General features: G+C 66.9%; 24 protein-coding genes. 11 read left to right on the plus strand and 13 right to left on the minus strand.

Annotated features, from left to right (window positions below; all coding sequences use genetic code 11):
* Positions 1–12: 12 nt before the first annotated feature.
* From ACNA0R_RS14485 to ACNA0R_RS14520, 8 genes are all read left to right on the plus strand, one after another.
* Positions 13–1,107: an ABC transporter substrate-binding protein gene (locus ACNA0R_RS14485; RefSeq protein ID WP_415826708.1), complete on the plus strand. Its 1,095-nt coding sequence runs from the start codon at positions 13–15 to the stop codon at positions 1,105–1,107.
* 154 nt (positions 1,108–1,261) lie between these two features.
* Positions 1,262–3,034 (plus strand): ABC transporter permease, encoded by a 1,773-nt coding sequence (locus ACNA0R_RS14490; protein WP_415826709.1) that lies wholly within the window; start codon positions 1,262–1,264, stop codon positions 3,032–3,034.
* Complete coding sequence (locus ACNA0R_RS14495) at positions 3,027–4,112, plus strand: ABC transporter ATP-binding protein (RefSeq protein WP_415826710.1); 1,086 nt, start codon at positions 3,027–3,029, stop codon at positions 4,110–4,112. Before ACNA0R_RS14490 ends, ACNA0R_RS14495 begins: the two co-directional genes overlap by 8 nt.
* A gap of 96 nt (positions 4,113–4,208) precedes the next feature.
* On the plus strand, positions 4,209–5,057 hold the full coding sequence (locus tag ACNA0R_RS14500; RefSeq protein ID WP_415826762.1) for an energy transducer TonB: 849 nt from the start codon (positions 4,209–4,211) through the stop codon (positions 5,055–5,057).
* Positions 5,054–5,944: a shikimate dehydrogenase gene (aroE, locus tag ACNA0R_RS14505; RefSeq protein WP_415826712.1), complete on the plus strand. Its 891-nt coding sequence runs from the start codon at positions 5,054–5,056 to the stop codon at positions 5,942–5,944. Before ACNA0R_RS14500 ends, aroE begins: the two co-directional genes overlap by 4 nt.
* A gap of 17 nt (positions 5,945–5,961) precedes the next feature.
* On the plus strand, positions 5,962–6,696 hold the full coding sequence (gene mtgA, locus ACNA0R_RS14510; RefSeq protein WP_415826713.1) for a monofunctional biosynthetic peptidoglycan transglycosylase: 735 nt from the start codon (positions 5,962–5,964) through the stop codon (positions 6,694–6,696).
* 143 nt (positions 6,697–6,839) lie between these two features.
* Positions 6,840–8,018 (plus strand): LPS export ABC transporter permease LptG, encoded by a 1,179-nt coding sequence (gene lptG, locus ACNA0R_RS14515; protein WP_415826715.1) that lies wholly within the window; start codon positions 6,840–6,842, stop codon positions 8,016–8,018.
* Positions 8,015–8,848: a symmetrical bis(5'-nucleosyl)-tetraphosphatase gene (locus ACNA0R_RS14520; protein ID WP_415826716.1), complete on the plus strand. Its 834-nt coding sequence runs from the start codon at positions 8,015–8,017 to the stop codon at positions 8,846–8,848. The genes lptG and ACNA0R_RS14520 overlap by 4 nt, the downstream gene beginning before the upstream one ends.
* An 82-nt stretch (positions 8,849–8,930) precedes the next feature.
* Here ACNA0R_RS14520 and ACNA0R_RS14525 read toward each other — a convergent pair whose 3' ends face one another.
* The 4 genes from ACNA0R_RS14525 to ACNA0R_RS14540 all read right to left on the minus strand — a co-directional run bounded on the left by ACNA0R_RS14525 (position 8,931) and on the right by ACNA0R_RS14540 (position 11,251).
* On the minus strand, positions 8,931–9,677 hold the full coding sequence (locus ACNA0R_RS14525) for a lysophospholipid acyltransferase family protein (RefSeq protein ID WP_415826763.1): 747 nt from the start codon (positions 9,675–9,677) through the stop codon (positions 8,931–8,933).
* Positions 9,678–9,944: 267 nt separating this feature from the next.
* Positions 9,945–10,343 carry a Holliday junction resolvase RuvX gene (gene ruvX / locus ACNA0R_RS14530; RefSeq protein WP_415826764.1) on the minus strand — a complete coding sequence of 133 codons (399 nt, stop codon included), beginning with the start codon at positions 10,341–10,343 and terminating at the stop codon, positions 9,945–9,947.
* Between the two features lie 73 nt (positions 10,344–10,416).
* Positions 10,417–11,010: a YqgE/AlgH family protein gene (locus ACNA0R_RS14535; RefSeq protein ID WP_415826717.1), complete on the minus strand. Its 594-nt coding sequence runs from the start codon at positions 11,008–11,010 to the stop codon at positions 10,417–10,419.
* A gap of 76 nt (positions 11,011–11,086) precedes the next feature.
* Positions 11,087–11,251: a rubredoxin gene (locus tag ACNA0R_RS14540; RefSeq protein WP_066632200.1), complete on the minus strand. Its 165-nt coding sequence runs from the start codon at positions 11,249–11,251 to the stop codon at positions 11,087–11,089.
* 147 nt (positions 11,252–11,398) lie between these two features.
* Between ACNA0R_RS14540 and thiD the strand changes: the two genes are divergently transcribed.
* The 3 genes from thiD (at position 11,399) to hemL (ending at position 14,253) form a co-directional block, all read left to right on the plus strand.
* Positions 11,399–12,208 (plus strand): bifunctional hydroxymethylpyrimidine kinase/phosphomethylpyrimidine kinase, encoded by an 810-nt coding sequence (gene thiD, locus ACNA0R_RS14545; RefSeq protein ID WP_415826718.1) that lies wholly within the window; start codon positions 11,399–11,401, stop codon positions 12,206–12,208.
* Entirely contained in the window at positions 12,205–12,888 is a 684-nt protein-coding gene (thiE, locus tag ACNA0R_RS14550) for a thiamine phosphate synthase (protein ID WP_415826719.1), read from the plus strand. Before thiD ends, thiE begins: the two co-directional genes overlap by 4 nt.
* Positions 12,889–12,969: 81 nt before the next feature.
* On the plus strand, positions 12,970–14,253 hold the full coding sequence (gene hemL, locus ACNA0R_RS14555) for a glutamate-1-semialdehyde 2,1-aminomutase (protein WP_415826720.1): 1,284 nt from the start codon (positions 12,970–12,972) through the stop codon (positions 14,251–14,253).
* Between the two features lie 64 nt (positions 14,254–14,317).
* On the opposite strand, the gene ACNA0R_RS14560 is transcribed toward hemL, so the two are convergent.
* From ACNA0R_RS14560 to siaB, 9 genes are all read right to left on the minus strand, one after another.
* Positions 14,318–14,722 (minus strand): RidA family protein, encoded by a 405-nt coding sequence (locus ACNA0R_RS14560; RefSeq protein WP_415826721.1) that lies wholly within the window; start codon positions 14,720–14,722, stop codon positions 14,318–14,320.
* Between the two features lie 84 nt (positions 14,723–14,806).
* Positions 14,807–16,561, minus strand: a complete 1,755-nt coding sequence (locus ACNA0R_RS14565) for an AMP-binding protein (protein WP_415826722.1) — start codon at positions 16,559–16,561, stop codon at positions 14,807–14,809.
* A 35-nt stretch (positions 16,562–16,596) separates the two neighbouring features.
* Positions 16,597–17,772, minus strand: coding sequence for an acyl-CoA dehydrogenase family protein (locus ACNA0R_RS14570; protein WP_415826723.1), 1,176 nt, complete (start codon positions 17,770–17,772; stop codon positions 16,597–16,599).
* Positions 17,773–17,881: 109 nt separating this feature from the next.
* On the minus strand, positions 17,882–18,712 hold the full coding sequence (locus ACNA0R_RS14575; protein ID WP_415826765.1) for an enoyl-CoA hydratase family protein: 831 nt from the start codon (positions 18,710–18,712) through the stop codon (positions 17,882–17,884).
* 166 nt (positions 18,713–18,878) lie between these two features.
* Positions 18,879–19,673 (minus strand): SDR family NAD(P)-dependent oxidoreductase, encoded by a 795-nt coding sequence (locus ACNA0R_RS14580; RefSeq protein ID WP_415826724.1) that lies wholly within the window; start codon positions 19,671–19,673, stop codon positions 18,879–18,881.
* Complete coding sequence (locus ACNA0R_RS14585) at positions 19,670–22,072, minus strand: bifunctional salicylyl-CoA 5-hydroxylase/oxidoreductase (protein WP_415826725.1); 2,403 nt, start codon at positions 22,070–22,072, stop codon at positions 19,670–19,672. Before ACNA0R_RS14585 ends, ACNA0R_RS14580 begins: the two co-directional genes overlap by 4 nt.
* 148 nt (positions 22,073–22,220) lie before the next feature.
* The gene (gene siaD / locus ACNA0R_RS14590; protein ID WP_415826726.1) at positions 22,221–23,024 is read right to left on the minus strand and encodes a biofilm regulation diguanylate cyclase SiaD; all 804 of its coding nucleotides are present in this window, start codon (positions 23,022–23,024) and stop codon (positions 22,221–22,223) included.
* The gene (gene siaC, locus ACNA0R_RS14595; RefSeq protein WP_415826727.1) at positions 23,024–23,398 is read right to left on the minus strand and encodes a biofilm regulation phosphoprotein SiaC; all 375 of its coding nucleotides are present in this window, start codon (positions 23,396–23,398) and stop codon (positions 23,024–23,026) included. The genes siaD and siaC overlap by 1 nt, the downstream gene beginning before the upstream one ends.
* A gap of 26 nt (positions 23,399–23,424) precedes the next feature.
* On the minus strand, positions 23,425–23,967 hold the full coding sequence (gene siaB / locus ACNA0R_RS14600; protein ID WP_415826728.1) for a biofilm regulation protein kinase SiaB: 543 nt from the start codon (positions 23,965–23,967) through the stop codon (positions 23,425–23,427).
* Between the last annotated feature and the right edge of the window lies 1 nt (position 23,968).

Below are 23,968 nucleotides of genomic sequence, written 5' to 3' on the forward strand. Positions count from 1 at the left end.
GAGAAGACAACCATGCTAGTCCCGTCACGCCTGACGGTGGCCTGCGCCGCCGCTTTTTCCTTGACCGCCGCGTCCGCGCTGGCGCAGACCCCAGCGGGGTATCCCTCGGATTACCAGAAGATCATCGACGGTGCCAAGAAAGAAGGCACGGTGGTGATCTATTCGACCACGGACACCAAGACGGCCGATCCCATCATCAAGGGCTTCGAAGCCGCCTACCCCGGCGTCAAGGTCGAATACAACGACATGAACAGCACGGAGCTCTACAACCGCTACATCAGCGAACAGGCTTCGGGCGGCACCAGCGGCGATGTGGTGTGGAGCTCGTCGATGGATTCGGCGTTGCAGCTGGCCAAGGACTACGCCCTGCAGTACAAGTCGCCGGAAGAAGGCAAGCTGCCCTCCTGGGCCGTGTGGAAGGACACCGCCTACGGCACGACCTACGAACCCGCGGTCTTCATCTACAACAAGCGCCTGGTCCCGCAAGGCGACGTGCCCAAGACGCACGGCGACCTGGCCAAGCTGGTCGCCACGCAAACCGACAAGTTCAAGAACAAGGTCACCACCTACGACATCGAAAAATCCGCCGTCGGCTTCATGCTGGCGGTGCAGGACAAGATGAACGATCCGCACTACTTCGACACCCTGCGCGATACCGCCAAGGGTGGGCTGGTGGTGCAGTCGTCCACTGGCACGATGATGGAGCGCGTGTCGTCCGGCGAAAACCTGATCGGCTACAACATCCTGGGCTCCTACGCGGAAGCGCGCGCCCGCAAGGATGAATCGATCGGCATCGTCTACCCCAGCGACTACACGCTGGTGCTGTCGCGCGTGGCCTTCATCAGCAAGAAGTCCAAGCATCGCAATGCCGCCAAGCTGTGGCTGGATTACCTGCTGTCGCAGAAGGGCCAGGACCTGGTCGCCAACAAGGCCGACATGGCCTCGATCCGTGACGACATTCCGGGCGACAACGACGTCGACGGCCTGACCAAGAAACTGGGCAAGTCGCTCAAGCCGATCCCGGTGAATGAAACGCTGCTGGACTACCTGCAGCAGAAGAAGCGCCTGGAATTCATCAACGATTGGCGCAAGGCGGCCGGCAAGTAAGGCCGCGTACGAAGGAACGGTCGGCGCGCGTGCCGAAGTGAAGCGCGCGCCGGGTGGGGCGGCGGGGCCATAAGCGCCGCCGCCCCGCCACGGCCGTACCGTGGAGTATCGCGCCGTCGTCCGGCGCACCGCGTTCGCAACCCAGGACATCACCATGCAGACCTTGCGCTCCAGATGGCAATCATTGCCGCGCGGCGTAGTGGTATTGATCACCGCCCTGGCCATTTATGTGCCGCTGTCGCTGATCGTGTACCAGAGTTTTCTGTCCGCGCCCTTCTTCTCGCCATCGAAAGAAGTCGGACTGGATGCCTTCCGTTTTATCTTCGACGATCCCGACTTCTACAAAGCCCTGGTCAGCGGCCTGATACTGGCCTTCGGGCTGTTCATCATTGCCGTGCCGCTGGGCGGCATGCTGGCCTTCCTGCTGGTACGCACCGACCTGCCGGGACGCAACTGGATCCAGCCCCTGATCCTGGTGCCGGTGTTCGTATCGCCGATGGTGCTGGGTTTCGGCTACGTGGTGGCGGCCGGGCCGGTGGGCTTCTTTTCCATATGGACCAGGGAACTGCTGGGCTTCGTGCCGTGGAACGTCTATTCCATGACCAGCATCGTCATCATCGCCGGGCTGACGCACGTGCCGCACGCCTACCTGTACATTTCGTCCGCGCTGCGCAGCATGGGCTCGGACGTGGAAGAGGCCGCGCGCGTGACGGGCGCATCGCCCCTGCGCGTGATGATGTCGGTCAGCCTGCCCATGGTGCGGCCGGCGCTGCTGTACGCATCGGTGCTGCTGTTCTTCCTGGGCCTGGAAGTCTTCGGCCTGGTGCTGGTGCTGGGCGATCCGGAAGGCAACCTGGTGCTGGCCACCTACCTTTACAAACTGACCAACAAACTGGGCATCCCGTCGTATCACCTGATGGCGGCGGTGGCCGTGGTGCTGATCTGCATCACCATCCCGCTGGTGGCGTTGCAGCGGCGGCTGATGCGCACGGCCAACCGCTTCGTCACGGTGAAAGGCAAGGCCTCGCGCGCGCGGCCGCTGCCGCTGGGCAAATGGCGCGGCATTGCCGGCGCGGTGGTATGGCTGTGGCTGATCGTCACGATCTTCGTGCCGCTGACCGGCGTGGTGCTGCGCGCCTTCGTGTCGAACTGGGGCATGGGCGTGTCGCTGCTGGACGTGCTGTCGCTGGACGCCTTCCGTTCGGTGTGGGGCCAGCCCAATCTGCTGCGCGCCATCGTCAACTCAGTGGCGATCGGCGTCTTCGGCGGCGCGCTCGCGGTGGTCTGCTACACCTTCATCGGCCTGGCCATGCATCGCAAGCAGGATCACGTGACGCGCTTCCTGGACTACAGCGTGCTGGTTCCGCGCGCCGTGCCCGGATTGCTGGCCGGCCTGGCTTTCCTGTGGGTTTTCCTATTCGTGCCGCTATGGCTGGACAACGCCCTGGATGAAGGCGGGCTGCTGCATTTCCTGCCTTATGCCGACTGGCTGCGCGAAAACTTCGTGGAATGGCTGCGCTCCATCCGCAGCACGATCTTCAGTGTATGGCTGGCCTATACCGTTGTGTGGATGGCCTACGGCCTGCGCCTGATCTCGTCCACGCTGCTGCAGGTGGGGCCGGAACTCGAAGAGGCGGCGCGCAGCGCCGGCGCCCGCCGCGGCCAGGTGACGCGCCATGTCACCGTACCGCTGGCGCGCTACGGGCTCATCGGCTCCTGGCTGCTGATGTTCCTGATCTTCGAGCGCGAATATTCCACCGGCGTCTATCTGCTGTCGCCCGGCACGGAAACCATCGGTTCCATGCTCGTCTCGCTGTGGGCGGCGGGCGCCATCGACATCGTGGCGGCGCTGTCCTTCATTAATATCGCGCTGGTCGTCGTCGGCCTGGGCATCGCGCTGCGATTCGGAGTGAAACTTCATGATTGAACTATCCGTTGACGACCTACATCTGGACTACGGCGACAATCCGGTCCTGAAAGGCGTATCGATGGCCCTGAAGCAGGGCGAAGTGGTCTCGCTGCTGGGCCCGTCAGGCAGCGGCAAGACGACGCTGCTGCGCGCCGTCGCCGGGCTGGAAGCGCCCAAGCGCGGCAAGATCGCCATCGGCGAACGCCTCGTCTACGATGGCGCGGCCCGGCGCGAAGTGCCGGCGGAAGAACGCAATCTGGGCCTGGTGTTCCAGTCCTATGCGCTGTGGCCGCATAAAACCGTGTTCGACAACGTCGCCTATCCGCTGCAATTGCGCCGCACGCCCGCCGCGGAAACCCGCCAGCGCGTGCAGGAAGTCCTGGACCAGCTGGGCCTGGGACATCTGGCGCAGCGCCATCCGCATCAATTGTCGGGCGGCCAGCAGCAGCGCGTGGCCATCGGCCGGGCGCTGGTCTACAACCCCCCGGTCATTCTTCTGGACGAGCCGCTATCCAATCTGGACGCCAAATTGCGCGAGGAAGCGCGCGCCTTCCTGCGCGAGCTGATCGTGCGGCTGGGCCTGTCGGCGCTGATGGTGACGCACGACCAGAGCGAGGCGATGGCGATCTCCGACCGCATCCTGCTGCTGAACAACGGGCGCATCGAGCAGCAGGGCACGCCGGAGGAAATGTACGGATCGCCGGCCACCCTGTTCGCCGCGGAGTTCATGGGCACCAACAACCGCTTGAACGGCAAGGTGACCGAGGTGCGCGACGGCGAAGCCAGGCTGGAAGGCCAGGGCTGGGCCCTGTGGGGCCGGGCCGGCGCGGGCGTCCAGGCGGGCCAGGAGGCCGTGGGCGTTATCCGCGTGGAAAGCGTGCGGCTGGGCGACGAAGCCCAGGGCAACCACGTCGACATGCGGCTGATGACCAGCATGTACCTGGGCGACCGCTGGGAGTACGTCTTCCGCCCGCCCGGCGAGGAATCGGTCAGCTCCATGGCGCTGCGCGCCTACGGCCAGGAAAACCGGGCGCCGGGCGCGCATCGGCTGGCGCTGCCGCCGTCCCGGCTGTGGATTTTTCCGCGACAGGCATAGGACGACGCGCGGCATGGCGGCGCGGCCATGCAACGCGACTAAAATGCGCGGGTGCAAGACGATCACGACTCCTCTTTTATCCGGGCGGCCCATTGGATGGGCGCGCGCGCGCAGCACCACCTGTGGCTGGCCCTGGCGATCTCGCTGATCGTCCACGGCGCCATCCTGGCGGTGCGCTTCGCGCCGCCCCGCACGCCGCGGCCGCCCGCGCAGTCGCTGGAGATCATTCTGGTGAACGCCAAGACCGACACCGCGCCGGTCAAGGCGGAAGCCCGCGCGCAGGCCAATGTGGAAGGCGGCGGCGATGCGGAAAAAGGCATGGCCCAGTCGCCCCTGCCGCAGTCGGGCGACGCGCCCAGCGCCGTCGTGCTGGAAGCCATGCGCAAGCGCCAGGCATCCCTGGAGGAAACCCAGCAGCGCCTGCTGTCCCAGCTGCAGGCCAGCACCCAGGTCAGCCCGCCGCATCAGTCCGGCGAACCGGTACCGGACGCCAGTACGCCAGGGCGCGAAGACCAGGACCAGGATAGCGTGCTGCAGAACGCCCAGGTGGCGGCCCTGGCGGCCAGGGTGCAGGCCTACAACAAGCGCCCGCGCCGCACCTTCGTGGCGCCGTCCGCCGAGGCTTCCCGCTACGCGCAGTACCTGGATGCCTGGCGCAGCCGCATCGAAGCCGTCGGTACCCAGAACTACCCCGAGGAGGCGCGCGGCAAGCTCTATGGCACTTTGCGCATGACCGTCTACGTGCGGGCGGACGGCAGCGTGGCCGACGTCGAAATCGATACCCCGTCGCAATACCCGGTGCTGAACCAGGCCGCCCGCCGCATCGTCCAGCTGGCGGCGCCTTTCGCGCCGTTTCCGCCGGACATCGCGCGCGATACCGACGTCCTGGCGATCACGCGCACCTGGAATTTCGTCAACGACACGCTGGAGACCCGGGCGCCATGACGATGCCTTCCACCCCCTTTGCCGCTGGCGCGGCGCCGGGCCGCTACGCCGTCATCGGCAATCCGGTCGCCCATAGCCGATCGCCGCGCATCCACGCCATGTTCGCGGAGCAGACCGGCATCCCCGTCGAATACGGCCTGCTGCCGGCGCCCCTGGATGGTTTCGAAGCTGCGGTGCGCGAATTCTTCGCCGCCGGCGGGCGCGGCCTGAACGTGACGGTGCCGTTCAAGCAGGAAGCCTGGGCGCTGGCAGCGCCGCGCCTGAGCGATCGCGCGCGCCTGGCCGGCGCCGTCAACACCTTGTGGCAGCGTGACGGCGCGCTGCATGGCTGCAATACCGACGGCGTGGGCCTGGTGGCGGACCTGCGCCGCCTGGGCGTGGAATTGAATGGCGCGCGGATATTGATGGCGGGCGCGGGCGGCGCCGCCCGCGGCGTGCTTCAGCCGCTGGCCGAAGCCGGCTGCGCGCGCATCCACATCGTCAACCGCACGGCCGAAAAAGCCCACGCCTTGGCCACGGAATGGCTGCGCGCGACGGGCGCGGCTTCGCCCGCCGTCAGCGCGGGCGGCCTGGACGAGGCCCATAAGGGCGGTCCCTGGGATGTCGTCATCAACGCGACCTCCAGCAGCCTGGGCGATGCGCCGCCCGCGCTGCCATCCGGCCTGTATGCCGATGGCGCCCTGGCCTACGACATGATGTACGGCGCCCAGCCCACGCCCTTCATGCTGCAGGCGCGCGCGGACGGCGCCGCGGCGACCGCCGATGGCCTGGGCATGCTGGTCGGCCAGGCCGCGGAAAGCTTCTTCATCTGGCATGGCGTGCGGCCCGATGCCCAGCCGGTTCTGGCCGCGCTGCGGCAGGAGCTGGCCGCGGCCGCGCCGCGGTGACGGGCCGAATGAGCCGGATGGCGGCGCGCCGAGGGTCGACCGGCAGGATCTCCTGGTTCCGCGTCATTACGGCCGGAATCATGCTGCTGCTTTGCCTGGCCATCCTGTACCAGCTGTGGCTGTTCTGCATGGTGGTCTGGTATTCCCATCGCAATCCGGGCAGCAGTTCGGTGATGCGCGAGGAGATGGCGCGCCTGCGGGAAAGCGACCCCAAGGCGCGCCTGCGCTTCGAATGGGTCGATTACGACCAGATCAACAACACCCTGAAGCGGGCGGTGGTCGCCTCCGAGGATTCCAACTTCACCGATCACGACGGCGTTGAATGGGATGCCATGCGCAAGGCATGGGAATACAACCAGGAGCAGGCCGAACTGGGCCGCAGCCGCATGCGCGGCGGATCCACCATTACGCAGCAGGTCGCGAAGAATCTTTTCCTTTCCGGATCGCGTACCTATCTGCGCAAAGGGCAGGAACTGATCCTGGCTTATATGATCGAATGGGTCATGCCCAAACGGCGGATCCTTGAGATTTATCTGAATATCGCCGAATGGGGCACGGGCGTGTTCGGCGCCCAGGCGGCGGCCGAACATTATTACGGCACCAGCGCCGCCCGGTTGACCGCGGCGCGATCCGCGCGTCTGGCGGCGATGCTGCCCAATCCCCGCTTTTACGACAAGCGTGGAATCACGCCGTACCTGGGACGGCGCATCGCCATCCTGCAACGACGCATGCAACAGGTGGACATCCCTTAACCCAGGCCATCCGCCCGGCACAGGCCGGACACGCGCCATATTTTTGTTAAGCTACTTCGTTTCGCCGGCCGGCCTTGCCATGCCGGCATGGCAAGGCCGCGGCAATATCCGCGGCAAACCCTAGCTCGCCACCGTCGTCATCCATGCGAACCGCCCGCCGATACCTGGCCAAAGAAATCTACCGCTCTTGCACCGTGGTGCTGCTGGCCCTGCTCGGCTTGTTCACGTTCTTCGCGCTGGTGGATGACCTGGACAATGTCGGCAGCAAGTTCACCATCTTCGCGCTGTTCTACCTGCAGGCGCTGGCCATGCCCACGCGCCTGTACGACCTGCTGCCCATCGGCCTGCTGATCGGCTCCATTCTGGCGCTGGCCGGCCTGGCGCAGCGCAACGAACTCGTCATCCTGCGCGTATCGGGCGTCAGCGGCCTGAAGCTGCTGGGCATGCTGTGGGTGGTGACGATACCCATCATGATCGGCGCGACGGTACTGTCGGAATGGGTCACCCCGATCGCGGAAATCAAAAGCAGTGAAGCCAATCTGCTGTATCGCGGCAGCGCGGGCGGCAATCGACTGGAAAGCGGCTATTGGTTCAAGGAGCCGACCAAGGATGGCGGCTCGCGCACGCTGAACATCGCCAAGCTCAAGGCGGACGGCGAAGTCGAAGGCGTCATCCTGTACGAATTCCGCAAGGACCTCGAACTGATCGCCCTGTCCAAGGCGGACACCGGGCGCTTCACGGACGGCAAGCTGATCCTGTACAACGTGGTGGAAAACCGCATTTCGCATGAGGCGGTGCAGGCCCTGGACAATGCCAAGCCCCCCACCGAGCCGGTGATCCAGGTCATCAAAATCCCGCAGCGCGAACTGACCACCACGTTGACGCCCGGCCGCCTGCTGGCGCGGGTGCTGACGCCGGAACGCATGTCGCTGGTCACCCTGCTGGACTACATCGACTACCTGCGCCACAACCAGTTGCAGGCCGACCGGCAGATCGTCGCCGTCTGGCGCAAGGGCGTCTATCCGTTCACGCTGCTGATCATGATGACCATTGCCGCCCCGGTGGCCTTCATGCAGACCCGCCGCGGCGGCGTGGGCGCCAAGGTCTTCATCGGCATCCTGCTGGGCGTGGCGTTTTTCATGGTGAACCAGCTGTCGCTGAACGTCGGCATGCTCAGCCACTGGCCGCCCTGGGTCACCGCCATCGTGCCGAATCTGGCGGCGCTCTTGATCGCCCTGGGTGCGCTGACGTTGATGGAATACCGCCACACCGTCTCGCGCGTGATGGACCAACGCTGGCCTTGGCGCCGCTCCCCGGTATGACGGCAAGTATCTGGATGATCGGCGACCTGCAGGGATGCTGCGAGCCCTTGGAAAGGCTCCTGGCGCATCCCGAACTGGTCGGTGAACCCGATTCGCGTTTCTGGTTCGCGGGTGACCTGGTCAATCGCGGACCGCATTCGCTGGCCACGCTACGCCGCGTCATGGCGCTGGAAGACCGCGCCGTGGCCGTGCTGGGCAATCACGACCTGCACCTGTTGGCCGCCGCCGCGGGCGTGCGCCGTCCCACCAAGTCGGACACCATCCAGGAAATCCTGGATGCGCCCGACGCCGCCGAGTTGATCGATTGGCTGCGCCGCCGTCCGCTGGCGCACTTCGAGCAGCGGCACCTGCTGGTCCATGCCGGCACCCTGGCGAAATGGGACGTCCACAAGACCATGGCGCTGGCCGCGGAGGTCGAGGACGTGCTGCGCGGGCCCAATTGGCAGCGCGCCTTGCAGAAGATGTACGGCAATCAACCGGTGACGTGGACCGACGACATGCATGGCGGCAAGCGCCTGCGGGTCATCATCAACGCACTGACGCGCATGCGCCTGTGCACGCCCAAGGGCCATATGGAGTTCGATACCAAGGTGGCGCCGGGCGCCTGGCCGGCGGGATTGATCCCCTGGTACGACGTGCCCGACCGCAAGACGCGCGACGTCACGGTGGTGTTTGGCCACTGGTCCACGCTGGGACTCCTGCTGCGCAAGGATGTCGTATGCCTGGACACGGGCTGCGTGTGGGGCGGCATGCTGACGGCACTGCGGCTGCATGACCGCAAGCTGGTGCAGGTCAACTGCGGCAAGGGGCTGGATCCGCGCTCGGTCTAAGCTCGTTCAGTCGGGCTCGTCGAGTCCGGCTCGTCCGGTCTGGCTCGTCCGGTCCGGCTATCGGTCGCCGAAGCGCCGCTGATCAATCGCCCAAGGCCTGCTGGATCCGGGAGCGCGCATTGGCCGCCATCTCCAGACGGGTTTGACCGCCGGCGCCACCGGCTTCCGCGGCCAATGGCGACAGATAGAAGGTTTCCACGGCCAACCCGCGCGCGCCCAGCACGCGCCACAGATTGCCCACCAGGGTTTCCTCGCCGACGAAGGCCGCAAAAGCGTCGCGCCGGCCGTGCCGCAGGAAGCGCAGGGCCACCGGCTGGATGGCCACGCCCGCCTGGCGCGCCGGCTCGAACAGGCTGCCGTGGAATGGCAGCAGCGAAAACCCCTCCGTGGTGGTCCCTTCCGGGAACAGCCCCACCGACTCGCCCTGGGCAAAGCGCCCTTTCATGGCCTCGCCCACCGTGTGGATGGCATGGCGATGACCCCGCTGCAAAAACAGCGTGCCCGCGCCCGCCACCAGCCGGCCGACGATAGGCCAGCGGCGGATCTCGCTCTTGGCGACGAAGGCGGTGGGCCGCACGGCGTTGATCACGAAGATGTCCAGCCACGACACGTGGTTGGCCACGATCAGCACGGGGCCTTGCATCAGCGGCTCGCCCTGCACCAGCAAGCGCACGCCGCATACGCGCAGCAGGCAGCGGGACCAGGTACGGTTAAGCAGGTCGCGGCCGCGCGCGCGGACCAGCGGATATACCGTTCCGACCAGCACCAATCCCAGCAGCACCATCAACGCGACGGCCAGCGCCCGGGGCAGGAAGCGCAACAAGCGTATGGGGAAGATGGCGGGATCGTGGCGTTCGCCCGGGGCGGTCGCGGCGCCGATACCGGCATCGGCGTGTCCGGCCGGCTCGCGGCCCAGGTCGCGACCCGGCGCGGCGTGGGTCAAGCCATCGGAAGACGCCTGCGCGGCGCTGGAGTGGGTGCCTGTAGATCCTTGGTCTGTCATAAAAACGATGGGTGGCTGGTCCGGGGTGCCGAAGCGCGGACGCCACCATACCACGGCGCCATGTTTCAGGCGGCGGGATGACGGGCCGGGGCGCTAACCCGGCAAGGCGTCCAGATAGCGCTGCAGGATTACCGCGGCGGCGGCGGCGTCGTCGGGCGCGTTGGTGCCCAGCAGCGCCTGCGCCTGCATGCTGGAGCCGCGTTCGTCCACCAGCACGACCGGCAGGTTGAATCTGCCATGCAGCTGATTGGCGAAGCGGCGGCAGCGCGCGGTGGCCTCCTGTTCGCCGCCATCGACGTTGAGCGCCAGGCCGACGATCAGGCGTTGCGGCTGCCATTCGCGCAACAGGGCCGCGATGCGGCCGAAGCGGACGTCGCGGACCTCGCTATGGATGATCTCCAGCGGCGTGGCCTGGCGGGTCAGGGTGTTGCCGATGGCGATGCCTATCTTCTTGGTGCCGTAGTCGAAGGCCAGCAGGGTTTCCTCGGCCACGACGCGCGCCGGCGCGAGCACGTCCGCCGCGGGCGCGGCCGCGCCCGCCCCGGCCGCGCCAGGCAGGGCCGCGCTAGGCATGGCCCGCGTCGCCGGCCAGCATGACCGGGTCTATGCCCAGCAGTTTGAGCGCGGCGGGATAGCGGTCTTCCGGCGGGACGTCGAAAATGATGTCAGGATCCGCGGAAACACTGAGCCAGGCATTGCGCGCCATTTCGCTTTCCAGTTGCCCCGCCCCCCAGCCGGCATAACCCAGGGTGACCAGCATGCGGGCCGGTCCATTGCCGTCGGCCACGGCCTGCAGCACGTCGCGCGACGTGGTCAGCGCCAGGCCGCCCAGCTTGATGCTGGACGTATAGTCGCCGGGCGGCGCATGCAGCACGAAGCCCCGGTCCGTCTGCACCGGGCCGCCGAAAAACACCGGGGTTTCCTTGACCGGCGCGATTTCGAGATTCAAGTCGATGCGTTCGAACAGAGTGCCCAGCGTCAGGTCCGTGGGCCGGTTGATCACCAGGCCCAGCGCTCCCTTGGCGGTATGCTCGCAGATATAAATCACTGCTCCCGCCAGACTTCCTTCCACCATGTTGGGCATAGCGACCAGAAACTGATTGGAAAAATCAACCGCCGGCGTTTCGTCGTTGTCCGGCTTGTTGTTGTCGTCGCTCATAATGTCCCCCCAGGACAATTCGCGCCCTATCACGCGGAACCGGGATCATCGACCCCGGAAAACAGGATGGATGGCGTCAGATCTCCATAAGTTCGAAATCTTCCTTGCGGGCGCCGCATTCGGGACAGACCCAATTGGGCGGGACATCTTCCCAGCGGGTGCCGGGCGCGATGCCTTCTTCGGGCAGGCCGGCCTCTTCGTCATAGACCCAGCCACAGATCAGACACATCCAAGTTCGCATAGTTTCCCTGAAATCAAAGTTACGGCCTGGCCGGGGGCTAAAGCCGCCCAAGCGGACGCGATCAATTAGAATGGGGTCGATCTTACCGAAACCCAATAGGTTCCTGGCCCGGTTTGCGTAAAAATCGGGGCCGGCCATGCTGTCTAAGTGACTTTTCCGACTCCCCCCATCGTACTGATTTTCGGTCCTTTCGACCCCACGGGTTCCGACGGGCTCCCGGCCGATGCCGTGACCTGCGCCAGCCTGGGCTGCCATGGCCTGGCGGCCGTAACCGCGCTGACGGTGCAGGATACGGCGGCGGTCGAGGAAGTGCAGGCGATCGCCCCCGAACTGCTGGACGACCAGGCCCGCTGCGTACTGGAAGACATGCCGGTGCAGGCCATCAAGGTCGGTGCCCTGTATACGGCGGAGGCCGCCAGCGCGGTGGCGCAGGTGGCGGCCGACTACAGCCACGTGCCGCTGGTGTTGCATCTGGGCCAGCGCGGCCCGCTGCCGGAAGACGCGGCGGAACAGGAAGACGCCGACGATCTGCTCGCCGCCACGCTGGAATTGGTGTTGCCTCAAGCGGATGTGGTGGTCGTCGAGCATGCTCGGCTGGCTCAATGGTTGGCGGACGGGACCATGGACATCGGGGAAGCGTCGTCGCCGGCTCATGCGCTGCTGGGCGCCGGCGCCAAATGGGTACTGGTAATGGGCGCACCGCTGCGGCCCGGACACTATGCCAACATGCTGATCGGGCCGGACGGCGCGACCACGAACGCACCCTGGCAGGCGCCCCCGGAACGCAGCAGCGACAGCGGCGGCTTGCTGGCCACGGCGCTCACGGCCTATCTGGCGCATGGCATGCCGGTGCCGCAAGCGGTGGAACGTGCCCTGGCGCACGCTGACGCCGGCATTGCAGCAAGTTTCCTGCCCGGCATGGGCCGGCGCGTGGCCAACCGGATGCGTTTGCAATGACGTCGCTACGTTTTCCGCGCGGCCTGTATGGCGTCACGCCTGAATGGGACGACACCGGCAGACTGCTGCGCGCGGTGGAGCAGGCCGCGGCGGGCGGCATGCGTTCGCTGCAGCTGCGCCGCAAGGACGTCCCGGCCGCGACGCGGCGCGCACAGGCCCAGGCATTGGCGCCGCTGTGCCGTGAACTGGGCGTGGTGTTCCTGATCAACGATCATTGGGAATTGGCGCTCGAGGTCGGCGCCGACGGCGTGCATCTGGGCCGCGACGATGGCGACCTGGCCCAGGTGCGGGCCCAGGCGCCCGACCTGATCATCGGCGCATCCTGCTACGACGACATCGAGCGCGCGCGCGCCATGCTCGACGCGGGCGCCGACTATATTGCTTTTGGCGCGGTGTTCCCGTCGCCGACCAAACCGGCGGCGGTGCGCGCGCCGCTGTCGCTGTTCGCGCAGGCCCTGCAATTGGCGCGGTCGCGGCCGGCGCCGCGACCGGCCGTAGTGGCCATTGGCGGGATCACCCCGTCCAACGCGCCGTTGGTGGCGCAGGCGGGCGCCGACGCCGTGGCGGTGATTACCGGCGTGTTCGAGGCGCCCGATGTCGGGCGGGCGGCGGCGGAATGCAGCCGCCCTTTCCTGCCCACGCCGGCGCCGGAGCCGCCGCGCCGCGATCCGGCCGACTGAATTTCCAAAACGGGCCGCCCTCGCGCCGCGCATGCGCGCGGTGGCGGCCGGTGCCCAACCTCTTTCATCGAGCAGGTTTCCATGTCCAGCAACGCCGAACTTTTCGAACGCGCGAGCCGCAGCATCCCCGGCGGCGTCAATTCCCCGGTGCGGGCATTCCGGTCGGTGGGCGGGACGCCCCGCTTCATCGCCCGCGGCCAGGGGCCTTATGTGTGGGATGCCGAAGGCACCCGCTATGTCGACTACATCGGTTCCTGGGGGCCGGCCATCCTGGGCCACGCCCATCCCGACGTGGTCCGCGCGGTGCAGGAAGCGGCCACGAACGGGCTGTCCTTTGGCGCCCCCACCCAGGCGGAAATCACCCTGGCGGAAACGCTGATCGAGCGCGTGCCGTCGATGGAACAGGTGCGCCTGGTCAGCTCCGGCACCGAAGCCACGATGACCGCCATCCGGCTGGCGCGCGGCGCGACCGCGCGCAACAAGATCGTCAAGTTCGAGGGCTGCTATCACGGCCACGCCGACAGCCTGCTGGTCAAGGCGGGCTCGGGCCTGTTGACTTTCGGCAATCCCACTTCGGCCGGCGTGCCGGCCGAGTTCGTCGAACATACGCTGGTGCTGGACTACAACGACCTGGATGGCGTGGGCGCGGCGTTCAAGCAATACGGCCACGACATCGCCTGTGTCATCGTCGAACCGGTGGCCGGCAATATGAACCTGGTGCGGCCGCTGCCGGGCTTTCTGGAAGGCTTGCGGGAGCTTTGCACGCAGCACGGCGCGCTGCTGATCTTCGACGAAGTCATGACCGGGTTCCGCGTCGGGCCGCAGGGCGTGCAGGGGCTGACGGGCATCAAGCCCGACCTGACCACGCTGGCCAAGGTGATCGGCGGCGGCATGCCGGTGGGCGCTTTCGGCGGCAGCCGCGAGGTGATGCGGCATATCGCGCCCCTGGGCGCGGTGTACCAGGCCGGCACGCTGTCGGGCAATCCGGTGGCGGTGGCGGCGGGACTGGAAACACTGCGCCTGATCGGCCAGCCCGGCTTCTACGACAAGCTGGCGGCGAGGACGCGCCAATTGGTGGATGGCTTGCTCGAACGCGCGCGCGCGGCGGACGTGCCTTTCAGCGCGGATGCGATCGGCGGCATGTTCGGCATCTACTTCGGCGACAAGATCCCCACCACGCTGGCCGAGGTCTCGGCCTGCGATATCGAAGCCTTCAAGACGTTCTTTCACGCCATGCTTGAGCGCGGCGTGCATTTCGCGCCGTCGGCGTTCGAGGCGGGTTTCGTCTCGGCCGCGCATGACGACGCGGCCATCGGCCACACGCTGGACGCCGCGGAGCAGGTGTTCGCGTCGATGAAGCGCTAAGGCCGGGCCCCGCCGGCGCGGGTCGGGAGCAGGTCAGAAGACGCGGCCGCCTTGCCCGAAAGAATCAGCCCGGGATAACGGCGGTGGCCTCGATTTCCACTTTGGCGCGCGGCTCCACCAGCCCCGCCACTTGAACGGCTGTCATGGCCGGGAAGTGGCGACCGATGATTTCGCGGTAGTGCGCGCCGATACGCGCGTATGACGCCACGTATTCGTCGCGGTCGGTCACGTACCAGGTCAGGCGCGTGATGTGGCGCGGTTCGCCGCCGCCTTGGGCCAGCACCGCCACTACGTTCATCAATGCCTGCCTCGTCTGCTCGGCGAAATCGTCGCTTTCGAACTGCTGGGCACCATTCCAGCCTATCTGGCCGCCGACGAACACCAGCCGGCTGCCGGGCCGCAGCTCGGTCAGCACGCCGTTGGAATAGCCGCGCGGCGGCAGCCAGTCGGGCGGTTGGAGTATTTGCATTGGGTCCATCCTGTTGTTGATTACGCGATTGTGCGCGTGTCTTCGGCGCGCCTATTGCCCGTCGCGCGGTTGTTCTCTTCGCGTTCAGGGCGCCTTGTTTACCTGCTGGCGCAGCACGAAGCGCTGCAGCTTGCCGGTTTCGGTGCGCGGCAGGACCTCGACGAATTCGATCTGCCGCGGATATTTGTAGGGCGCGATGTTCGCCTTGACGAATTCCTGCAGCTCCATGGCCAGTGCCGCGTCGCCCCGCAAGCCGGGCTTGAGCACGATGTAGGCCTTTACCACCTGCCCGCGGTCGTCGTCGGGGGCGCCCACCACGCCGCATTCCGCGACAGCGGGATGACGCAACAGCGCGTCTTCCACTTCAGGCCCGGCGATGTTGTAGCCGGCGGAGACGATCATGTCGTCGTTGCGGGCCTGGTAGAAGAAATAGCCGTCGGCATCCTGCACGAAGGTATCGCCCGGCAGGTTCCAGCCCTGACGCACGAAATCGCGCTGCCGCGGGTCGGCCAGGTAGCGGCAGCCGGTAGGGCCTTTGACGGCCAGGCGGCCGGGCTGGCCCACCGGCACGGGCTGCATGTTTTCGTCGACGACCTGCGCGATATAGCCCGGCACGACCTTGCCGATGGCGCCGCGGCGCACCTCGTGCTCGGGGCTGGAAACGAAGACGTGGATCATTTCGGTGCCGCCGATGCCATCTATCATCTCGATGCCGGTCGCCTGCTTCCATAGCTGCCGCGTGGCGTCGGGCAGCGCCTCGCCGGCGGACACGCTCTTGCGCAGGGTGCGCAGGTCGTAGCGATCCGCCAGTCCGGCCATCTGCCGGTAGAAGGTGGGCGCGGTGAACACGATGGTGGCGCCGAAATCCTGGATCAGTTTCAGCAAGGCGTCCGGCGTGAGTTTTTCCGCCAGCAGCGCGCAGGCGCCGATGCGCAAGGGAAAACACAGCAGGCCGCCCAGGCCGAAGGTGAACGCCAGCGGCGGCGTGCCGCAGAAAATATCGTCGGCGGTCGGCCGGATGACATGGCGCGGGAACAGGTCGCACATCGCCAGGACGTCGCGATGGAAATGCATGCAGCCCTTGGGCTTGCCGGTGGTGCCGCTGGTGAAAGCGATCAGGCAGACGTCGTCGGCGGCCGTGTCGCAGGCGGTGAAGCCGGCGGGCTTGGCCCGCGCCAAGGTATCCAGGCTATCGGGCGCCGTGTCGTTGAAGTAGACGATGCGCTTCAGATCGGGGCTGTAATATTCGTGGCCGGACTGCATGCAGGGCAGCGCTTCGTCCTTGAGCCGCACGTCGCACAGCATGGCGCTGACGCGGGCCTTGTCGATAATCTGCTTCAGTTCCTTGGCGCGCAGCAGCGGCATGGTCGGCACGGTGACCATGCCGGCCTTGATGGCGCCCAGCCAGGACGCGGCCATCATGGGGTTGTTGGGGCCGCGCAGCAGGACGCGATTGCCGGGCACCAGGCCCATGTCTTCGACCAGCACGCGGGCGATGCGGTCGGTCAGGGCGGCAAGCTCGGCGTAGGTCATCGCGGCCTGTCCGCCCTCGGCGGTGGGCCAGCGCAGGGCCACGCGGCCGCCCCGGCCGCGCGCGACGACGGCGTCGACCAGTTCGACCGCGCAATTCAGGCGCGCCGGATAGGCCGTGTCGGGCCAGTGGGCGCCGTCACCTTGCGGGACCGATCCCTCCCCGGCAGGATAGTCCAGGCCGAGGCCGTCCAACAGCAGCTCGGGCCATTCCTCCGGCGGCGGCAGATTGTCGCGGGCGTAAGTGTCCACGTGGGCCGTGGCGGCCCCCTCGCGCCGGCGGCCGGCGATATCCAGCGTTGCTTGCATGACGTTCCCCTTGATGCCGGAGTCGGGCTCCCGGCTCAACCGCCCTTCAACAATGCGCGGGCAATGATCAGTTTCTGCACCTCGGTCGCGCCTTCATAGATGCGCAGGGCGCGGATCTCGCGATACAGTTTTTCCACCGGCGTGCCGGACACCACGCCGGCGCCGCCGAACATCTGCAGGGCGCGGTCGATGACCGATTGCGCCGACTCCGTCGCCATCATCTTGGCCATCGCGGCTTCGCGCGTGGTGGATCGGCCTTGCACGTCGCGCTGCCAGGCCGCGCGGTAGGTCAGCAAGGCCGATGCATCGATGGCGGTGGCCATGTCGCCCAGGGCCGCCTGCGTCAGCTGCAGGTCGGCCAGCGTCTGGCCGAACATGCGGCGCGACGTAGCGCGCGCAAGGGCTTCGCTCAAGGCGCGGCGGGCGAAGCCCAGCGCCGCCGCGGCGACCGATGCGCGGAAGATATCCAGCGTCATCATGGCCAGCTTGAAGCCCTGCCCCGCCTCGCCCAGCCGCTGCGATACGGGGATGCGGCAGTCGTCGAAGCGCAGTGTCGCCAGCGGATGCGGCGCGATCACTTGTATGCGCTCGGCGATGCTGAACCCGGGCGTGCCGGCGTCGACCACGAAGGCGCTGATGCCGCGCGCGCCGGGCGCCTCGCCGGTGCGGGCGAACACGCAATAGAAGTCGGCGATGCCGCCGTTGGAGATCCAGGTTTTGCCGCCGTTCAGTACATAGTGATCGCCGTCCAGCCTGGCTTCGCAAGCCATGGCGGCCACATCGGATCCCGCTTCGGCTTCGGATAGGGCGAAGGCGGCGATCGCTTCGCCGCGCGCCACGCGCGGCAGATAGCGCGCCCGCAAGGCGTCGGAGCCGGCCAGCGCGATGGCGCCGCTGCCCAGGCCCTGCATGGCCAGGGCGAAATCCGCCAGCCCGTCATGGCGCGCCAGCGTTTCGCGCAGGATGCAGACGGCGCGCGAGTCGACGGCGGGCAGTTGACCTCCCCAGGCGCCGTCCGGCCCCGCGGGCACGCAATAGCGCAGCCATCCCGCCTGGCCCAGTCGCGCGACCAGCGAGCGGCAGGCCGCGTCGGTGTCGGCGTGGTCGAGGCCGTGCAGGGACGACGCGCACCAGACGTCCAGCCCGGTGGCCAATTGCCTGTGCGTGTCGTCGAAAAATGGCCAGGTGAGCCAATCGGGTGATGCATTCATGTCCATGCCCTCGGCGCGCGCTTGATGCGCGTGTTCATGTCGGCGTCCTTGACCCGTTGCCTGCGCACGGGCCCGCAGTCGCGGGAACATCCGGCCGTCCGGCGCATCCTCAATCGCCTTCGAAACGCGGCTGTTTCTTGTCGACGAAGGCTTCGTACGCGCGGCGGAAATCGCGCGTCTGCATGCAGATGGCCTGCGCCTGCGCCTCTGCTTCGATCGCTTCGTCCACACCCATATTCCATTCCTGATGCAGCAGTTTTTTCGTCATGCCGTGCGCGAACGTGGGGCCGGCGGCCAGTTGCTCCGCCAGGGCGCAGGCCGCGGGCATCAGCGCGTCGGGTTCATGCAGCGCGTTGAAGAATCCCCACGATGCGCCTTCCTGCGCGCTCATCGCCCGGCCGGTGTATAGCAGCTCCGACGCCCTGCCCTGGCCTATCATGCGCGGCAGCAGCGAGCAGGCGCCCATGTCGGCGCCGGCCAGGCCGACGCGGGTGAACAGGAAGGCCGTGCGGGCGCGCGCAGTGCCCAGCCGCAGGTCGGCGGCCAGCGCGATCATGGCGCCGGCTCCCGCGCACACGCCGTCGACGGCCGCCACGATGGGCTGGGGGCAGGCGCGCATGGCCTTGACCAGATCGCCCGTCATGCGGGTGAAATCGAGCAGCTCGGGCATGGTCATGCGCGTCAGCGGGCCGATGATTTCATGCACGTCGCCACCGGAGCAGAAATTGCCGCCGGCGCCGGTCACGACGATGACCTTGATATCGGTGGCGTAGACCAGCGCGCGGAACAGGTCGCGCAACTCGGCATAGGAATCGAAGGTCAGCGGGTTCTTGCGCTCCGGCCTGTCCAGGGTGATCACGCCCACCTTGCCGCTTTCGCGGGTTTCCCAACGGAAGGTGCGCGGCTGCGTGCCGGCCATGGGGCGGCGGTGATGCGCCATGCCGGGATATTCGCTATCGCTCACTGTTCATCTCCTGTCGCTTTGCGCTGACCGCGCATGGAAATCTTTCTCACGGTGATAGGGGCCATAAGGTGTCGCACAGGGCGTCGTATCCGCCGCTGCCTGGGCCGCATACCGCGAGACGGCCTATATCGTCCGGTCCACGCTATCCCGCCATGACCTCGCCGCCGTCCACCGGAATGGATTGCCCGTTGATCGCGTCCGCGCCCGGCTGGCACAGCCATGCCACGGCGTGGGCGACTTCGTCCGGCCGCACCAGCCGGCCCTGCGGATTGCGTTCGGCCAGCCTGGCGCGCGCGCCGGCTTCGTCCATGCCGGTCTTGGCCACGATGTTGCGGACGGCGTCGCGGACGATGTCGGTATCGGTGAAGCCCGGACATACGGCGTTTACCGTTACGCCCTTGCCGGCGGTTTCCAACGCCAGCGCGCGGGTCAGGCCGATGACGCCATGCTTGGCGGCGCAATAGGCGCTGACGTAGGCATAGCCGACCAGGCCCGCCGTGCTGGCGACGTTGACGATACGGCCCCAGCCCGCCGCCAGCATGCCGGGCAGCGCGGCCTGGATGCAGTGGAATGTGCCGGTCAGGTTGACGGCCAGCATGTTTTCCCACAGGGCGGCGTCGGTGCGGTCGAAGCGTTCGCTGCGGGCCTGGCCGGCGTTGTTGACCAGGATGCCGATGGGGCCGAATGCGCGCGCGGCTTCCGCGAAGGCCTCGCCCAGCGCGTCCGCGTGGGTGATGTCGGCGGCTTGCCATCGCACCTGCCCTTGCGCCGGCCGCGCCAGCGCGCCCGTGGCCTGCTCCAAGGACGCGGCGTCGCGCCCCAGCAGCGTTACGGATGCGCCGTCGCGCAGCAGGCGTTCGGCGATGGCATAACCGATGCCGCGGCCGCCGCCCGTCACCAGCGCGTGGCGGCCCGCCAGCGATGTATCGGTCGTCATTTCTCACCCCCGATAGCAGCGGCCGATTGGGCGGCACGGGCGAAATTGGTTTCCAGCTGGCGTTTGCCGGCCAGGTAGTTCACCGGCCAGTCGATTCCGGTATAGCCGACGCGCGCCGCTTCGCGCAGCGTCCAGGCGGAGTCCGCCAGATGCGGACGCGCCAACGCGCACAGATCGGCGCGTCCCGAAGCGATGATGCCGTTCACGTGATCGGCTTCGAAAATCGCGCCCACCGCGATGGTGGGAATATCGGCTTCGTTGCGGATGCGGTCGGCGAACGGCGTCTGATACATGCGCCCGTAGACGGGATGCTGGTCCGGACTGACTTGGCCGGAGGAGCAGTCGATCATATCGGCGCCGGCGGCCTTGAAACGCCGCGCGATTTCCACGGCGTCGTCGGCGGTGATGCCGCCTTCCACCCAGTCATGGGCCGAAATGCGCACCGACATCGGCAAGTGCGCCGGCCAGGCCGCCCGCACGGCGGCGAAGACTTCCAGCGGATAGCGCAGCCGCGCGTCCAGGTCGCCGCCATACTCGTCCTCGCGCCGGTTGGTCAGCGGCGAAATGAAACTGGACAACAGATAGCCGTGGGCACAGTGCAGCTCCAGCCAATCGAAGCCGGCCCCGGCCGCACGCCGCGCCGCCGCCACGAAATCGTCGCGTACCCGGTCCATATCCTGGCGCGTCATCGCCTTGGGCGTCTGCGAAATGCCCGGCAGATAGGGCAAGGCCGACGCCGACAGCAAGGGCCAGTTGCCTTCCGCCAGGGGATGGTCCATCCGCTGCCAACCCAGCTGGGTGGAGCCCTTGCGCCCGGCATGGCCCAGCTGGATGCCGATGCGGGCATCGCTGTTGCCGTGCACGAAATCGACGATACGGGCAAAGGCCGCCGCCTGTTCGTCATTCCACAGGCCCGGGCAGCCCGGCGTGATGCGGGCATCCGCCGACGGGCAGGTCATTTCGACCATGACCAGTCCCGCGCCGCCCAGCGCCCTGGCGCCCAGATGCACCAGGTGGAAATCGCCCGGCACGCCGTCCGTGCAGGCGTACATGGCCATGGGCGAGACCACGATGCGATTCTTCAGCCGCATGCCGCGCGCCGCATAAGGCGTCAGCATGGGCAGCGGCGGCCGCTCGGCCGCCCGTCCGGACTCCCGCGCCGTATCGACACCGGCGCGCGCGGCGAGCCAGTGCTCGTAGCCTTGCAGCCAGACCGGATCGCGCAGACGCAGGTTTTCATGGGAAATGCGCTGCGATCGGGTCAGCAGGGAATAGGCGAACTGCTCCGGTTCCAGGCAGGCGTAGCGATCGACGTGCTCGAACCATTCGGTGGAGTTGCGCGCGGCGTTCTGGATTTTCAGGACTTCGACGCCGCGAATGTCTTCATAGCGCTGCAGGGCGGCGCGCAAATGGCCCGGGGCGTCCCCCCGCTCGCCGGCGCCCACCGGCTGCGACGTAAGCTGGTCGGCCAGCTCGATGGCATCCTCCAGCGCCAGCTTGGTGCCGGAGCCGATGGAGAAATGCGCGGTATGCGCGGCGTCGCCCATCAGGACCACCGGTATGTCGCGCCTGCCACGGGGGGTATCGACGCTGTTCCAGCGCACCCAATGATGGCAGATCACGCGCGGAAATCGTATCCAGATGGCCGAGCCGCGCAGATGCCCGGCATTGCTCATCAAAGGCTTGCCGTCCAGCCAGGGCGCGAACAGCTTTTCGCAGTAGCGGATGCCTTCTTCCTGGCTCATCGTGTCCAGCCCGGCCGCGCGCCAGGTGGGCTCGGGCGTTTCCACGATAAAGGTGGACAGTCCCGGTTCGAAGCGATACGCATGCGCCTGGAACCAGCCGTGCGGGGTCTGGACGAAGGCGAAGGTGAAGGCGTCGAAGGCTTTTTCGGTACCCAGCCAGACGAAGCGATTCAGCCGTTGGTCGATGTCGGGCTGGAAGGTGTCGGCATAGGCGGCGCGGACGCGGCTGTTGATGCCGTCGGAGGCGATCACCAGGTCGGCGTCGTACTGGCGGGCCAGCGCCTGATCGTCCTCCACCACGGTTTCGAAGACCAGCTTCACGCCGGCCTCTTCACAGCGCGCTTGCAGGATGTTCAGCAGCTTCTTGCGGCCGATGCCGATGAAGCCATGGCCGCCGCTGCGCAGCGTACGCCCCTTGAAGTGGATGTCGATGTCATCCCAGTGGTTGAAGGCGTCGCTGATCTGGCGCGCCGAAACCGGATCGGCGCGCCGCAGGTTTTCCATGGTGGCGTCGGAAAAGACGACGCCCCAGCCGAAGGTATCGTACGGACGGTTGCGTTCGACCACCGTGACTTCATTGCTGGGGTCGCGCAGCTTCATCAGCAGACCGAAATACAGGCCGGCTGGGCCGCCGCCCAGGCACACTATCTTCATTGGGTCACCTGCTTCCGGATCGGCCGCGAGGGCCGAGAGTTTCAAGCCTGGATAGTTTAGGCTTGAAATATATACCCGGAGCGGAGCCGGGTGCAAGACGGGGTTTTCGCGGAGCGGAAAGAGACCAGCGAAGCGCGTTGCGCCGGCCCTAGGCGGCCGGCCGGCGCTCCAGGGCGACGCGGTCGCGGCCGGCCTGCTTGGCGAGATAAAGGGCGCGATCGGCCCGGCTCAAGGTGGTGGAAACGCTTTCGCCGCTGCGATGCAGGGCCATGCCTACGCTGACCGTCAGCAGCAGTTGCTCGCCTTCGACTTCGATGGCATTGCCGCGCACGCCGGCCAGGATGCGGTCGATGACGGCCTCGCCCTCTTCCAGGCTGATATTGGGCAGCAATACCAGGAATTCCTCGCCGCCCCAGCGGGCCACATCGTCGCTGTCCCGCACCGAGGCGCGCATGATATCCGCCAGGCGGGTCAGCGCACGGTCCCCCGCATCGTGCCCATAGCGGTCGTTGATGCGCTTGAAATGGTCGACGTCCAGCATGGCCACCACGAAGGCCGGCTGGTCCGGCTCGGCGGTCAGGGACAGTTCTTTCATGCGTTCCATCAGCGCGCGCCGGTTCAACAGATTGGTCAGCGGGTCGCGGATGGACGACTCCTTGAGCGCGGCATTCATGTTGCGCATCATTTCCTGGTAGCCATCGGAAATGCGCACCAGCTTGGCCAGCCGCTTCAGTTCGCGGTCATAGCGCGCCACCAGCCCCAACTCGCGCTGGCGGGCCATCATCTGGAATGCATCGGACAGATACGAAATCCGCTCGATCCGGCCCAGCTGCTCGTTGGTGTGCTGCCACAGCTCTTCGAGCACGCCACGCAGCGGGTGGTCGGCGTAGGCGGGTTCAGCCAGCATGGACTGGATGCGCGCCTCCAGATCCTGGTAGCGCTTCTTTTTCATCAGCGACCGACAACGGTAAAGGGAAAGGAACAGTCTTCCTTGAATTCCTCCGCCAGCTCGCCCACGCGCTCGTTGCGGCTGTCGTAGTACCAGGTGACGGCGACCTCGTGGCCGTTGTCGTGCGCGGCTTCCAGCAGATCAAAGATGTCCATGACGGCCTTCACGCTGCTGGTATTCAGATACTGCAACTCGAGCGTAACGGCCAGCGCGCGCTGCGTGGAGGCCAGGTACTCGTCGACCCACTGGATAACCGGGCCGAACAGCTCAAAGGAGTTTTCCGGGTAGGAATCACCGCTGAGATGCAGGCTTCCGTTCTCCCTGTCGGACACGATGGACGGCGTGGATTGGGAAGCAGGAATATTGAGTTCTTTCATTTGCATGTTGCTCGAGGCAATGCTGATCAGATGACGACGCTCAGGCTGAAGAACGCACGGCCGTCGCCGTGCGTGCTGAGCGTAGCCTCGACACCGGCCGTGGCGCGCCGCGCCAGGTCGATCAGGCCCAGACCGGCGCCGGTGGCGGCGGCCGGATCGCGCGGTTGGCGCAGCTGTGTCTTGTAGGCCGCTTTCAATTCGGCCTTGTCCATGGTCGCCAGCTGGCGCACGCGCGCCACCAGCCGCTCGCCGTCGGCCGGCTCCACGCGATTGCCGGCGCTGACCGTGTAGCGGCCTTCCTCGTCGCGGGATATCACCACGGTGGCCGCCGCGTCGGCGTCGCCGTAACCCTGTTGCAGCGCGTATTGGCGGATGTTTTGCGTCATCTCGATATAGGCGGAGAAGACGTCCATGGCTTCGGCGGGGCGCGCTTCCTGGGTTTCCAGGTAGTTCTTCAAGGCGTTGCCGATTTCCTCGATCAAGCTGCGCGAAATCGGTCCGTTGAAGCAAAGCAGCGTGCGATCCTGGTTGAATCGCTCTCGCAGCGCATAAAGATCCGATGCTTTCATG

It is taken from the genome of Bordetella sputigena (genome assembly GCF_965137885.1).
Lineage (GTDB): Bacteria > Pseudomonadota > Gammaproteobacteria > Burkholderiales > Burkholderiaceae_B > Bordetella_C > Bordetella_C sputigena.